Genomic DNA, 13,018 nt, shown 5'->3' with positions numbered 1-13,018 from the left:
TATGAGACTTCTCCTCCTCGGCAACGAGGCTCTCGCATATGGCTCTTTAGCTGCCGGCGTCGCCGTCGCCACAGCCTATCCAGGAACCCCCTCGACTGAGGTATTAGAAACGCTGGAAGAGTTTAAAGACAGATTTGTATATTGGGCGGCAAACGAAAAAACGGCATTTGAGCTGTCCTACGGTGCAGCGCTTGCAGGCGCAAGGGCTCTAGTTGCCATGAAACACGTAGGTCTCAACGTTGCGTCAGATCCTCTTCACAGCGCCGCTTATACAGGAGTGGAGGGCGGCTTCCTCATAATTACCGCTGACGATCCCTGGATGTACTCTTCTCAAAATGAACAGGATACCAGGTGGTATGGTTTACAAGCGTATATACCTGTGCTAGAGCCATCAAATCCTGTAGAGGCTTATAAAATGGCAAAAGATGGTTTTGCCCTTAGCGAAAAGTTAAAGCATCCAGTTATGTTAAGAAGTGTTACTAGAGTTAGCCATGTAAGAGCGCCTGTAGAGATAGAACATCCAGCTCCGCCAAAATGGGGCAGATTTACAAAAGATGTAAAGAGGTTCTGTCTTGTACCTACAAACGCCAGAGAGAGAAAAAAGGCGTTATTAGAAAAGTGGGAGAAAATACAAGATATTGCAAGTGAGTATATACAAACGGAGGGTTCTGGCGATGTATTTATTGTCACATCTGGCGTTGCGTATAATTACGTCAAAGAAGCTGTAAGACGCTTAAACATCAAGGCGGTAATTGTGAAACTAGGGATTGTCGTACCCACGCCCAGGAAAGTAGCCGACATAGTTGACAAATCCGCTGTTGTAGTCGAAGAGGGAGATCCCGTGTTGGAACTCCAGCTGAGAAGTCTAGGCATATCCACAAGAGGGAAGCTAAACGGATATTTCCCTAAATTTGGGGAACTTGATATAAATAAGGTCGCGATGGGAATCGCAAAGGCAGTGGGAGTACCATATAACCCACCTCAACCTCCGAGACCCCCTCTTGAGCCCCCTCCAAGACCGCCTGTTTTATGTCCCGGTTGTCCACATATGGCTACCTTTTATATACTTAAGGTTGCGACTGCTGGATTAAATCCGGTGTGGTCTGGAGATATTGGCTGTTATTCTCTTGGCATTAACATGGGCCAACAGGATGTAATAACGCATATGGGTTCTTCGGTGGGGCTGGGCTCTGGGATTACGGTTGCGGGGCGACACTTTGTGGTAGCTACAATAGGCGACTCCACTTTTTACCACGCCGCGTTACCCCAACTAATTGATGTGGTGGGGAAGTCGATACCTATTCTCATTGTAGTTATGGATAACTCCTATACGGCTATGACAGGAGGCCAGCCTAGTCCCAGTAGATTTTTACCGGCTGAAAAGATAACAGAGGCGCTGGGTTTGCCTACTTTTGTCATAGACCCCGTTGACGTTAAGAGATCTATAGAGATTGTTAAAAAGGCTGTGGAGATTGTAAAAAACGGCAAGCCCGCTGTTGTCATCTCTAGGAGGCCTTGCGTATTAATGGCCATTCGTAAGGCTAGAAGGTTGGGAGTTCAGATACCTAAGTATCAAGTTGACTTAGAGAAATGTAAATCATGTGGTTTATGCTATAATTTATTAAAATGTAGCGCTATTTCGAAAAGACCGGACGGGAAAGCGTATGTCGACCCTGCGTTATGTGTAGGTTGTGGTGTATGTGCGGAAGTATGTCCGTTTAACGCCTTTAAACTTGAAGGCAGAAAAGAAATTTGGCTAGAGATATGGAAACAGGCATAGTTATTGTAGGAGTCGGTGGACAGGGAGTATTAACTTTGGCGAGATGGTTAGGCGAGGCGGCAATGGCAGAAGGCTACGACGTGAGAATTGCTGAAGTACACGGCATGAGTCAACGTGGCGGTTCTGTGGAAGTTCATGTGAGAATAGGCAGAGAGGTGTACGCCCCAATAGTTGAGGAGGGTGGCGCAGATTTTGTCATAGCGCTTGAGGCCCTCGAGGCGCTTAGGGCATATCGTTATCTTAAACCAAATGGCATACTAGTTGTCAATAAGAGAATAATTCAGCCGCCTGGGAAATGGTATAACTTAAATGACACATTAGACGCAATTAGGAGATCTGGCATAAAAACATACATCGTGCCTTGTTATGACATAGCTCTAGAGCTAGGCTCTGTCTTATATGAGAATTCCGTAATGTTAGGCTTTGTCTCTAAATTGCTTGGCCTCTCTATGCCGCCATCTTTAGATGAAAATAATAGAAAGGCATTTTTAAGAGGTATGTCCTTAATCTAAGATTCTCTTTCCCCCTATTAACAACCACCCCTCCTCATCTATATCAATAGAACCTCGCCAAGCGCCCCTCTCTACAAGTCTCTTAAAGAGATCCTCTGGAGGAAGTGGAGTCTCAAAAAACTCCAAGACTCTCTCCACGTCGCGTCTGAGGTATTCGAGTTCTTTTGGATGTCCGCGTCTGACAGCAGAGCCCCAGTCAATAATCCACGGATCTTTCCCGTCGTATAATATATTAAATGGACTTAAGTCGCTGTGTACAAGTCCTGCAAATATATATGTTTTCTCAAGATTTTTCACAACTTCGTAGAATACGTGGTCTGGATCTTCAAGATTTTCTAATCCCACATCTGCTAAAAGAGGGGCGGGAGTTTTATCAATGCCAACAAATTCCATTGCCATAACATTTCTATAGAAGCCGTACGGCTTTGGCGTTTTAACTCCAGCGGAATATGCCCTTGATAAATTTCCAAACTCTTTCCTACACCACGTTTCTACCAAGTGCAACTGGTCGCTTATCTTTAGTCTTCTAAATCTTGGATCTCCCAAGATATAGCCGTATCTACTCTTTACAAATCTTATTAAGATAGGATAAAACACCTTTAAAACAGCGTATGACTCTCCTCTTTTTGCTAGTATTATCTTTGCTTCCTTTCCCTGACCTATGGCGCCTAGCACATCATCGATAACTTTCCTCTCCTGTAATTTAACTATAGCAGCCCATGTGTAGGCATTTATGGCATCATCTACAATTTTGAAATAATCGCTATCTTTCTCAGTCTTAAAACGTCTCACGTGAATCTTTGTAAACGAATTTAAATTTCTTGCCTAATTATAGTGTGGCATCAGATTACTTAAGAGGAGAAATACTACAGCCGATTGAAAAAAAGAGGATAAAAGCGGCGAGAGAGTTTGTGAAACTTGTAGATGGCAGATTTGGAGCTAGGGTAGAATTAGACGAGAAAGAGCTCTATATCAAAGTAAAGCCAGGCCCCGATGTAACAGTGGATTCCGTGCTTAAACTAAGGGAGATGATTAAAGCCATAGCGCTTGGATTCACGCCAGAGCAAGCACTTGAGTTAGAGAACGATGAATATACACTCGTCGTAATAGATCTAAAAGAGTACACAGATAAACCAAATCACTTGAGACGTATTAAAGGCAGGATAATTGGTGAAGAAGGTCGCGCAAGGCGCACGATCGAGTATCTAGCAGAGGTACATATGGTAGTGGGAGACAACTACGTGGCTATCTTAGGCAAGATGGAGGATGTTGAAATAGCAAGACGTGCGGTAGAGATGTTAATCGAAGGTAAGAAACACAACACGGTGTATAAATTTATCCAGGGTGCAAAAGGCCGTGGTAGTTAAGAAGCGGCTACTGTTTCTGTTGTTAATTCTTTTACCGTGGTTTGCTCCTCCTCTGGCGGGTATTTTAACACCTTTATCTTAGCTATCTCAACCTTTCTCAGCGGGGCAATTTTCTTTCCTGCCACAAAGAGATCAGCCGTAAGTAAGCCTTCAAGCACCTCCTTTAGGAATTGGCCTATGTCCATTTCAGAGGCTTTCCTAGTCAATACATCAAACATTCTCTTTCTCATTGCCGACTTTTGGGCAGAGCCTATCCTATGTGTGGTTATTGCCAATACCGCAATTCTCATAACCCACCCATCTTTTGTCTTTACTTCTACAATGGCTGATACTTTACTTGTGCCTTTTCTTACAAGAGATCTTATATAATCTCTTGTAAGCTCTAACCCTTTAAATCTAGTAATGGCCTTTAAGCCATCGACTTTATGTATCTGAAACCTCAATTTAATAGGTAGATGCGACAAGTCCTTGGTGATGTCAAAAAGCGAAACTTCAAGAGTTCTTAACAACAGCTTCTGAGGTTCTGAGGCTGGTACTTCTGCTAAAAATACTCCACCAAGATACGAAGGCGCATATACGCTGAACCATTTCTTTAATGCCCAAGGATCTCGTTTAGAAATTGTAACTCTCTCCTGTGCGGCTACAGCTTTCTGCTTCTCAGACATTGAAAAAAGCTGTGTACTATGGAATATAAATTTTACGACCACCTCCGTGTTTGTGCAGGATTACACGCTAAAGCCACAACACCGCTCAGCCAGAGCCTGCCGGTATACCACACAACAAGGTTCGTATAAATTGATAAATAATAAAATCAAGAACACTCTTACAAAAAATGACTTCTCCACGGCGAGTTTTGTCCACGGTATCAGCAGGTATTTAGATATCACCTTTTCTATCTGCACCTTTTGTTAACAAGGCATACTACCTAGGCTAAGACAGGTAGGCAATACCTAGGGACTGTTAGATTTTTGGTTTCGAGAATACTAAGTAGTTAAGAAAAATTTCCAACCCACTAAGTTTACCCTTTGTAAATGTAAATAAGTTGTGCTAACGCCATATTTATGCAGTCGTCAAGTGTTTCAAATCCATATTTTTTACATATTCTTGTTATTTTTTCTAGCTCATCTTCAGAAATAGGTATGATAATCTGTTCCATGGCTTAAGCTATGGCCAAAGTTTTATACCCCCTTTACAAAAAACGTACACGTAAACATATATATACGACTCTCTTTACCTCTCTCAATGAGGGGGTTTTCGCCTAGGATTTCCGCGTTAAGGGAGTCGCCAACTCGGAAGATCGACGAGTTACGTGAGAGACTAAAAAGAGAGAACCGAGACGTGATTCTGTTGTCTACAGGCCAGCCTAGTATTCCCCCTCCTCGAGAGGTGAGAGAAGTAATGAGAGAGCTTCTCAAAATAGATTCTATGGAACTCTATGGTTATACGCCTTCTCAAGGCATCTACGAGGTTAGGCAAGCGATTTCCGAGGATTTGAAGAGGCTAGGAGGGCTCGATATTCCTCCGGAGCAAATTGTGTTAACCGCGGGCGGTCAAGCCGCTATGTTTTCAACGCTTGCCACGCTGTTAGAGCCAGGGGATGAGGTCGTTGTGACAGATCCGACATACTTCGGCTACAGACCTCTTATTGAGTACTTCGGCGCCACCGTAAAACCGGTTAGGACAACTCTTGAAAACGGCTTTCAGCCGGAGCCTGAGGTGCTGAAGTCTGCAATTGGTAGGAGAACTAAGGCCGTTATCTTAGTCTCCCCAGATAATCCAACAGGCAGAGTTCTAAGAGAAGATATTGCAAAAGCTATTGCAGACTTGGCAAGAGACTACGATTTTTGGATTATTACAGACGAGGCTTATAAGACATTAATATATGAGGGGCATCATGTCTACATCTACAAATTCGCGCCTGAACATACAATTTCGATAAATACATTTTCTAAGGACCCGGCTATACCTGGATGGAGATTAGGCTATGTATACGGCCCCCCAGAGGTAATACCGAAAATAAAGCTAATGAATGAAGAAATGGTATATTGCCCCCCGTCTTTTGCACAGAGATTAGTGTCTATATATTTACGTTCTGAAGTCAGAATGAAGTATATCAGAGAAGTTGTTGAGATATACCGCCATAAAAGAGATATCGCTGTTTCGGCGTTGAGAAGATATGTGCCAGAGGCTAGATTTATTGTACCTTCGGGCTCTATGTTTATATTCGTCGACCTTTCTAGATATATCTACGATGGTGAAGAGTTTGCCAAAAAACTACTGGAGAAGTACGGCGTGGCAGTAGTGCCTGGGTCATATTTTAGTGGAATATATAGAGCCGCAGTGCGTATATCCTTTGTAACCGAAACTCCTGAGAGAATTGAGGAGGGCATTAGAAGAATAGGCGAGGCTGTGACCACCGGTTTAGAAAAACCATAGCTATTTTAATATACTGGCCAATCTCTCTTTTATCTGCATTAGCTCTCTGCGTAGTTGCTCTATTTCTTGCTTTAGTTTTGTATTTTCTTCGGCCAGCTCTTGGCACTCTTTTGGCACCGATACCTGGTGGCATCTGTCGCTTCTCACCCAGTAGTAGAATTCTGTTCTGTCCTTATGCCATTTCAACTCTCCCGTCGTTATATCTAACTCTATTTCTGTAATTATCATAAAAATATCGCCTTTGTCTAACCCATACTTTGGCGCAAGTTCGTTGAAAAACCAATCTTTCAAAGCGTCAAAAATCTCCCTACTACTTTTCCTAAATTCGCTTGAGTCTCTAATCTTATTAAATATCTCGTCCCCCTGGGGGCCGAACTTCTCCTTTAATGAGCCAGCAATGGCTCCAAATAACAGCCTAAAGAAATCTGGCCTTCCCCCCACGCCATATCTGCCGAAGAGACGGCCTGCTGACGTCTTACCGGTATTCCATCTTAGAACTAATACTTGCCTACCGCCGCGTTCCTCTACGTGGGCGCGCTCTACAGTTTTCTCTTCTTCTGCCATAAGTTTATCAGTGTGTATTTAAATAAAAATCCGTTTATAGACCGTGTATTACAACAGGGTGTTTCGTGGAGAATTTGCCAGAGGCTGCGAGCTCTGTTTACTAGGCGCTAAAAGTGTTATATTTATAACAGGTTTGTGCCCCCTTAGCTGTTTCTATTGTCCTGTTAGTAAGGAGAGGTTTGGAAAAGACGTAATATATGTCAACGACATCCCCGTGGATAAAATAGAGGATATACCAAAGGTGGTGGCTGAATACTCTTCAGAAGGCGCGGCGATAACTGGCGGAGATCCGTCAGTTGTTGCTGAACGTGTTAAGATAGTTGCAGACCTCTTAAAGAGGGAGTTTGGCGAGGATTTCCATATCCACATGTATACACACATACTAAATCTCGATGGAAAGAGAGTTGGAATTATAGCGTCAAGTAGAGTAGATGAGGTGCGGATACACATCACATCCGTTAAGCAACTTCAGGGCAGAGAAAAATATGTAAAGGCGTTGGTCGCATCTGGTAAAACTATTGGTGCGGAGGTGCCAGCGTTGCCGGGCTTTGAACAACAGATTGCTGAAGCTGTGAACGCCCTTGTGCCATACATAAGTTTTGTAAATATAAACGAGTTAGACATCTCTGAGTCTAACTTAGAAAGGCTAAAGGCTATGGGCTACAAAATCGAAGGCCATAGTGTATATGGTAGTTTAAAGGCGGCAGAGAGGATAGCGGAGATGGTGAAGGCGCCTGCACATATATGTACTAGTAGGTATAAAGACACGATACAGATTGGCACACGACTCTTTAGACACATGATGACTATAGCAAAGCCCAATAAATACGTCCAAGATGACGGCACTGTGATATACGACGAGGACGGGTACCACCCCAACAGCTTAAATGCAAAGAAGATAAGAATTAAACTAAGCGTTGGCGTAAAAACGTTAGAAGTCCTCTAGGTTACAACTGAAAACCTTGCCCTTTAGGGCGGGAGCGCGGGCCGTACATTGTTGCGTAAAGCCGACAGTTGGTTTTTAAGGGTAGTAATTATTATTGTGAAAATTGCTATTGTGATGTTGCTCCTCGTTTCGTTAACATTTGCAATTTCTAATGCAACAGACCCTTTCGTAAAAATATATAAGACAATAGATAGTATCTTATCGTCTGTTGATAATTTTCTTCAAAATCTAAAAGATATCTTGAAGATACATATAGCCTCTATGGCAAAGACGTTATCTGTAATATTGGGGCTAATTGGTGCATTTCTATACTTTTCCGGTATTAATAAATACGGCGGACGTGGTATGATCATGGGCGCAATCGTAATGTATCTATTAGCAGAATTTGTAAATAATCTATGATTATTTTTATATAATGAATTAGTACATCAATTTAAAATATTTGTTAACAAACTGTCTATCCGCTTGTGCAGAATCCGCACTATGAGGTCTCGGGCGTTACCCCTTTCCGAGGTTAATGGTCGGTTTGTCGTAACGTAGTAAGACTCGATTTTTGTTGGCAGTGGAGTCTTATATCCAATGTAGTTATGTTTTGGTTATGTTTATTATTGAATTGCTTGTGGAGTCTCTCTGAGTACTCCACCGTTTCTGTGAATTTCGTTGCATATTAATGTCTTTGACGTGTCGTTCTTATCTACGACATACTGCCATATCCCATATTCCGCTAGCTTCACTGAATCTCTCTACTGTTGTCGGCGATTTCGGATGTTTACGGCGTCTTCATTTTATGTATCCTATACAACGTCCTCGGTATACCCAGCGTAGATCTCGGCGACACCCCTATCTTCGCTGTCTCTGTTTAGTTCACGTAGATGGCTAAGAGAGCCTTAAAGTTATAAATTATTTAAAAATTTTTACCAATCTAACCTAAACTTATTTCATTTCTCTATGTGATATGAGAAAAAACACTAGTGATGCAGTACCTACCAGCGAATTCCCGACGTACTGTGTACAAAGTACAAATAGATAGGTTTAGATTTAGTCGTAAATACGCTCTAAAAGACGTGTGACCATAGAACGCTATAAAGCTTATAAAGTAAGAAAATCAAGAAACAAGGGCCGGTAGTCTAGCGGAAGGATGCCCGCTTGGCGTGCGGGAGATCCCGGGTTCGAATCCCGGCCGGTCCACCTTTACGGGGGAAAGTCTCGTCTTTCAGGGCGGGAGAGGTCGTTGTCCGTATTTCCATACGGTAGATGTATAGACTGTGCAGATCAAAGAGGCTTTACCCTTCAAGAAGGGTTGTAGTCGCCTAGCCCTGCGCCCGACGACTCCGAAGTATCTTGGATACCCACGACGGCGTGAGCGAGATTGTCACTTTCTTCTATCTTGTGAACAATGTGCTATAAAGCGTTTTATCGCGTCTGCTATGGCTTTTTGATGTTCAGGTGTTTGAGGGCTATGTCCCATGTTTTCGATCTCCACAACTTCCAAAGGGAAGTTGAACTTGTCTGAGAGACCGGCTAAGATATCTATTTGCGTTCTAGGGACTACACGGTCTTTTGTCCCCCTTATATAAAGTACAGGCGGCATACCGCTACCTATAAAACGCGAAGGAGATGTTTGTTCAAGCTTATTTCCCAGTGCAGCTAATTCGTTTGCTAGTTTATTCAGGTAGGGGTCTCCAGACTGAAGCATATACTGAAGTTGCAGCCTTCTGTCTACAGGCGCCGCGATAGCTACTACACATCCGACGGCGCCAGGATTCTTAGCTGCAAGAAGTAATGCCACAGTTCCGCCCATGCTGTGGCCAGCTGCTATGGCTACAGGCAACTCCTTAAGACCAGTCTCATAGCCGTCTTCTACGTCCCTAATCTGAGGCGCCACGACCTCATGTCCGGTCTCCTGTAGAGGTTGTATTAACCACAAGATATTCTCTGGAGAACTTCCGCGTCCGTGGAAAGCCAACGCTTTCGGCATAACAACGACTATTTTACAATCTTTTTAAAAACTTTAGCCTAAACCTAATATTTAGCAGCGCAAAAAAGGTACATTTAAAAGCCAGGGGTGGACTATGGAAACCTGGCTTAGATCGCCGTTATTAACATGCGGAAGTTGTATTAAAAAACTCCTTTAAGATTACGTTCTCATGCTACTCTTGGGATTGTCGCGTGTAGAGACTGAGGAGCGGGAAATATTTATATAATAGGCACCGGACATGTGCATGCGGCTTGAGGTAAAAATGAGTAGCTTGCCTAGAGACAAGAAAAATATCCTAGTTATGGCATGTCCCGAACCTTCTCTCGCTGGTGTAGTTGCCGTGGAGTATCTAATAGATGCGCTATCTATGGAGGAGATCGGCGCTATTAGGATAACAGAAATGCCGCCTGTTATTGCCGTTGTAAACGGCGCTGCGAAGTTACCATATAGAATCTTCTACTCTAGACAAGCTGGTATTGTGGCCATTCGACAACATGTCCCAATCCCTCCGCAGATATACGCCGAGTTCATACGCAGGGTATTAGACTGGGCAGAGGAAAACAAGATAAAACTGGCCGTCTGTCTCTCGGCCATGCCTGCCGTAGGCGAAAAAGAAAGCGACGCTGTTTATTTCGTCACTGAGGAAAACCTAGTCGAAAAGTTTAGACAATACGGTTTTGAGCCTATAAAAGAGGCCACCGTGACTGGGCTAGAAGGTGCTTATTTAGACGCTGTATTAGGCCGTGGTATAGACGGAGCTTTGTTAATTGCAGAATCCAAGCTGCTCACCGCAATAAAAAGACTTGTAGACAGCGGCAAGATTTCGACACACCGCGACGTTATGCTAATTTTAAACGATCTAGTAGGCCGCGTTGGGCCAGACGTAGGAGCAGCTCTCAAGCTTATAAACGCCGTGGCTAAACTAGCGGAGACCCAGATAGACACGACAAGACTACAGGAACACGCCTCTAAATATGCGTTTCTCATAGAGAAAAACATAGAAGCGATATTTAAGCCGGTGGAGACAACCGCCCGAGTCCCCGGGAAGGAGATTCCACTTGTCTTCTAGAAAAAATTTATTAAATCTAGCGAAGCTCTACCTTCGATGCCGAATTGGAGGGAGTTGGTGTTAGTGAAAGAACACCCTATGCAGAGGATTTTTATTGAGAAGGTTGTAGTAAATATAGGCGTTGGAACAGGAGGCGAGAAATTAGAAAAAGCCGCCAGTTTGCTTAAGGAACTGACAGGAGCTGAGCCATCCAAGAGAAGAGCAAAACGTACTATAAAAGACTTCGGCATAAAAAAAGGCGAACCTATCGGCGTTGCGGTAACATTGAGAAGAGATAAAGCGGTGGAATTCCTAATGCGCGCATTACAAGCTATTAACAATAGAATAAAGCGGTCGAGCTTCGACAACAGGGGCAACGTTTGTTTTGGCATAAAAGAACACATCCTTTTACCAGGCGTAAAGTACGACCCGGCGGTCGGCATCTGGGGTATGGACGTCTGTGTAAAGCTAGCTAAGCCAGGCTTAAGAGTACAGCTAAGGAGACGTAGAAGGGGGAAAGTAGGCAAGCGTCAACTAGTGACAAGAGAGGAGGCGATAGAGTTTTTCCAAAAAGTCCTAGGAGTACAAGTAGACTAAATTAAAACACTTTTATACTGTCTGTTTCGATCTCTCGTGCTAATCGGCGTTTTGTCAGACAGTCACGACAACATTTGGGCAATTAAAAAGGCGGCTGAGGAGTTTAAAAAGAGAGAGATTAGGCTAGTCCTCCACGCTGGCGATTGGGTCGCGCCTTTCTCAGCCCGTGCCCTCAGAGAGGCCCTGGGAGAAGGCGTGAGGGTAGTTGGGGTCTGGGGCAACAACGAGGGGGAGAGGCTCTACTTCATGGAAGTGGCGAGGAAATACGGCGTTGAGATAGTGGGCGAGGCAGCGGAGCTGGAGACCGGGGGGAGGAGGATCGCCCTCTACCACGGCGCATCTTCGGTCCTGCTGAAGGCCTTGGTCGAGTCGGGGCTGTACGACGTGGTGATCTATGGCCACACCCACCAAGCCGCCATAGAGAGGCGCGGCAAGACGCTGGTGGTCAACCCAGGGGAGGTCTGTGGGTGTCTCACCGGCCGCTCCACGGTGGCCGTGGTAGATCTAGCCAAGCTAGAGGCGGAGCTGCTCTTCCTAACGTGACCTGGACAGCTGACGAGCTAGTTGCCTTCATTGCCAGGGTGCTATACGAGGTCACAAAAAACGGACTCACGCTGGACTACGCCTTCCAGAAGGTGAAGCAGAGGTGGAGGAGACTAGACAGCTTCAAGGTCTTCTACGACGCCTCCTTCGACGCGGTTAGGCACTACTACCTCCTCCGCCACTTAGCCTCGGCGCTTCTGGGCTCCACAAGCGCGAAAGCCGTGGCGCGGACCTGGTTCGTGTACCGCGCAGACAAGCTCCTCTACAACAGAGACCTCGTGGAGAGATACAGGAGGCGGGTCCTAAAGAGGGCCAGGGCGAGGCCCGAGGAGGCGCTGGCCTCCCTTGAGACCCTCAGGGGCGACCTCCCCCGCTACCTGTCGGTGAAATACAGCTACCACCCGGCGATAGTGGAGACTCTACTTGCCAACCTCCCCCCGGAGGAGGTCGAGAGGATACTAGACGCCGGAAACAACACCTGGATCTGGCTCAGGGTAAACACCCTAAAGACAGACGTGGACAAGGCGCTGAAGATGCTGGAGCGGGAGGCCGAGGTGGAGCCCCACCCCAGGATACCCTTCGCCCTCCTCCTCAAGAAGGCCAAGAGGCCCGTCCAGTACCTAACCGCCGTGAGGACCTTCGCCGCGGTCCCCCAGGACCTAGCCTCGATATACGCCGTGCTCTCCCTCGACCCCGCCCCCGGCGAAAAGATACTGGACCTAGCCGCCGCCCCCGGCATGAAGACCAGCCTAATAGTCCAGCTGGCGGAGGGCCGGGCCAAGGTGGTGGCGGCCGACTTCTCCGCAAAGAGGGTGGCCAGGATGAAGCACCTCCTCAAGGCCCTGGGCGCCGGCGACGCCGTAGAGGTCGTACGGGCGGACTCTAGAAGGCTAAAGACGAGGAGGTTCGACAAAGCCCTCCTAGACGCGCCCTGCACCTCAAGCGGCGCCTTCACCAAGGAGCCGGCCGTCAAGATATACCCAAGGGTAGAGGAGGCCCCCAGATACGGCACACTCCAGAGAGAGCTCCTAGCCAACGCCCTCTCCTTGGCCGAAAAGGTGGTATACGCCGTATGTAGCATAATGCCCCAAGAAGGCGAAGAGGTCGTGGCCAGCGCCCCAGCAAAAGCCGAAAAACCACACCCAGACCTCGCCCCAGCCTACAGAGGCGGCCCAGGAGGAAGAACCTTCCCCCACATACACAAAAGCGAAGCCTTCTACATAGCTCTGGTGCAAAAAAATTTATAA

At 45.8% G+C, this 13,018-nt stretch carries 16 protein-coding genes and 1 tRNA gene; 11 read left to right on the top strand and 6 right to left on the bottom strand.

Features of this window, described 5'->3' with window-relative positions:
- Window position 1 precedes the first annotated feature (1 nt).
- Entirely contained in the window at window positions 2-1,780 is a 1,779-nt protein-coding gene (locus PISL_RS04000) for a thiamine pyrophosphate-dependent enzyme (RefSeq protein WP_011762527.1), read from the top strand.
- Entirely contained in the window at window positions 1,765-2,292 is a 528-nt protein-coding gene (locus PISL_RS03995) for an indolepyruvate oxidoreductase subunit beta (RefSeq protein ID WP_011762526.1), read from the top strand. The genes PISL_RS04000 and PISL_RS03995 overlap by 16 nt, the downstream gene beginning before the upstream one ends.
- Here the strand turns inward: PISL_RS03995 and PISL_RS03990 are convergent.
- A complete protein-coding gene (locus PISL_RS03990) occupies window positions 2,284-3,084 on the bottom strand; it encodes a serine protein kinase RIO (RefSeq protein WP_011762525.1) in 801 nt (266 codons plus the stop codon). The two genes, PISL_RS03995 and PISL_RS03990, sit on opposite strands and share 9 nt — an antisense overlap.
- A 44-nt stretch (window positions 3,085-3,128) precedes the next feature.
- Between PISL_RS03990 and PISL_RS03985 the strand changes: the two genes are divergently transcribed.
- Window positions 3,129-3,659 carry a KH domain-containing protein gene (locus PISL_RS03985; protein ID WP_011762524.1) on the top strand — a complete coding sequence of 177 codons (531 nt, stop codon included), beginning with the start codon at window positions 3,129-3,131 and terminating at the stop codon, window positions 3,657-3,659.
- On the opposite strand, the gene PISL_RS03980 is transcribed toward PISL_RS03985, so the two are convergent.
- Window positions 3,656-4,324 (bottom strand): 30S ribosomal protein S3ae, encoded by a 669-nt coding sequence (locus PISL_RS03980; RefSeq protein WP_011762523.1) that lies wholly within the window; start codon window positions 4,322-4,324, stop codon window positions 3,656-3,658. The genes PISL_RS03985 and PISL_RS03980 overlap by 4 nt on opposite strands.
- Window positions 4,325-4,677: 353 nt before the next feature.
- Complete coding sequence (locus PISL_RS10650) at window positions 4,678-4,815, bottom strand: hypothetical protein (RefSeq protein ID WP_167827614.1); 138 nt, start codon at window positions 4,813-4,815, stop codon at window positions 4,678-4,680.
- Window positions 4,816-4,901: 86 nt separating this feature from the next.
- Between PISL_RS10650 and PISL_RS03975 the strand changes: the two genes are divergently transcribed.
- Window positions 4,902-6,095 (top strand): pyridoxal phosphate-dependent aminotransferase, encoded by a 1,194-nt coding sequence (locus tag PISL_RS03975; RefSeq protein WP_011762522.1) that lies wholly within the window; start codon window positions 4,902-4,904, stop codon window positions 6,093-6,095.
- On the opposite strand, the gene PISL_RS03970 is transcribed toward PISL_RS03975, so the two are convergent.
- Window positions 6,096-6,659: a transcription factor gene (locus tag PISL_RS03970; RefSeq protein WP_011762521.1), complete on the bottom strand. Its 564-nt coding sequence runs from the start codon at window positions 6,657-6,659 to the stop codon at window positions 6,096-6,098.
- Window positions 6,660-6,702: 43 nt separating this feature from the next.
- Here PISL_RS03970 and PISL_RS03965 point away from each other — a divergent pair, with 43 nt between their 5' ends.
- A complete protein-coding gene (locus PISL_RS03965; protein WP_011762520.1) occupies window positions 6,703-7,605 on the top strand; it encodes a radical SAM protein in 903 nt (300 codons plus the stop codon).
- 96 nt (window positions 7,606-7,701) lie between these two features.
- On the top strand, window positions 7,702-8,007 hold the full coding sequence (locus tag PISL_RS03960; protein ID WP_053240308.1) for a hypothetical protein: 306 nt from the start codon (window positions 7,702-7,704) through the stop codon (window positions 8,005-8,007).
- 203 nt (window positions 8,008-8,210) lie between these two features.
- Here the strand turns inward: PISL_RS03960 and PISL_RS11520 are convergent, their stop codons facing one another.
- Window positions 8,211-8,339, bottom strand: coding sequence for a hypothetical protein (locus PISL_RS11520; protein WP_280531784.1), 129 nt, complete (start codon window positions 8,337-8,339; stop codon window positions 8,211-8,213).
- Between the two features lie 382 nt (window positions 8,340-8,721).
- Here PISL_RS11520 and PISL_RS03955 point away from each other — a divergent pair.
- Window positions 8,722-8,793 (top strand) — tRNA-Ala (locus tag PISL_RS03955).
- Between the two features lie 184 nt (window positions 8,794-8,977).
- Here PISL_RS03955 and PISL_RS03950 read toward each other — a convergent pair.
- Window positions 8,978-9,583: an alpha/beta hydrolase family protein gene (locus tag PISL_RS03950; RefSeq protein WP_011762518.1), complete on the bottom strand. Its 606-nt coding sequence runs from the start codon at window positions 9,581-9,583 to the stop codon at window positions 8,978-8,980.
- Window positions 9,584-9,827: 244 nt separating this feature from the next.
- Here PISL_RS03950 and PISL_RS03945 point away from each other — a divergent pair, with 244 nt between their 5' ends.
- The 4 genes from PISL_RS03945 to PISL_RS03930 are packed head-to-tail and all read left to right on the top strand — an operon-like array spanning window position 9,828 to window position 13,018.
- Window positions 9,828-10,652 (top strand): proteasome assembly chaperone family protein, encoded by an 825-nt coding sequence (locus PISL_RS03945; RefSeq protein WP_053240307.1) that lies wholly within the window; start codon window positions 9,828-9,830, stop codon window positions 10,650-10,652.
- Window positions 10,653-10,688: 36 nt separating this feature from the next.
- Window positions 10,689-11,228, top strand: a complete 540-nt coding sequence (locus PISL_RS03940) for a 50S ribosomal protein L5 (protein WP_011762516.1) — start codon at window positions 10,689-10,691, stop codon at window positions 11,226-11,228.
- A gap of 36 nt (window positions 11,229-11,264) precedes the next feature.
- Window positions 11,265-11,771 (top strand): metallophosphoesterase, encoded by a 507-nt coding sequence (locus PISL_RS03935; RefSeq protein ID WP_011762515.1) that lies wholly within the window; start codon window positions 11,265-11,267, stop codon window positions 11,769-11,771.
- Window positions 11,768-13,018: an RsmB/NOP family class I SAM-dependent RNA methyltransferase gene (locus PISL_RS03930; RefSeq protein ID WP_011762514.1), complete on the top strand. Its 1,251-nt coding sequence runs from the start codon at window positions 11,768-11,770 to the stop codon at window positions 13,016-13,018. The genes PISL_RS03935 and PISL_RS03930 overlap by 4 nt, the downstream gene beginning before the upstream one ends.

Source organism: Pyrobaculum islandicum DSM 4184, from assembly GCF_000015205.1.
GTDB lineage: Archaea > Thermoproteota > Thermoprotei > Thermoproteales > Thermoproteaceae > Pyrobaculum > Pyrobaculum islandicum.
This window is presented reverse-complemented; position numbering and strand designations above follow the sequence as displayed.

Bases quoted from the DNA above. Each gene is read 5' to 3' on its own strand.
- PISL_RS03940 (WP_011762516.1), top strand. From the start codon at position 10,689: ATGCCGAATTGGAGGGAGTTGGTGTTAGTGAAAGAACACCCTATGCAG.
- PISL_RS03970 (WP_011762521.1), bottom strand. From the start codon at position 6,659: ATGGCAGAAGAAGAGAAAACTGTAGAGCGCGCCCACGTAGAGGAACGC.
- PISL_RS03975 (WP_011762522.1), top strand. From the start codon at position 4,902: ATGAGGGGGTTTTCGCCTAGGATTTCCGCGTTAAGGGAGTCGCCAACT.
- PISL_RS03945 (WP_053240307.1), top strand. From the start codon at position 9,828: ATGCGGCTTGAGGTAAAAATGAGTAGCTTGCCTAGAGACAAGAAAAAT.
- PISL_RS03950 (WP_011762518.1), bottom strand. From the start codon at position 9,583: ATGCCGAAAGCGTTGGCTTTCCACGGACGCGGAAGTTCTCCAGAGAAT.
- PISL_RS03995 (WP_011762526.1), top strand. From the start codon at position 1,765: ATGGAAACAGGCATAGTTATTGTAGGAGTCGGTGGACAGGGAGTATTA.
- PISL_RS10650 (WP_167827614.1), bottom strand. From the start codon at position 4,815: ATGGAACAGATTATCATACCTATTTCTGAAGATGAGCTAGAAAAAATA.
- PISL_RS03980 (WP_011762523.1), bottom strand. From the start codon at position 4,324: ATGTCTGAGAAGCAGAAAGCTGTAGCCGCACAGGAGAGAGTTACAATT.
- PISL_RS04000 (WP_011762527.1), top strand. From the start codon at position 2: ATGAGACTTCTCCTCCTCGGCAACGAGGCTCTCGCATATGGCTCTTTA.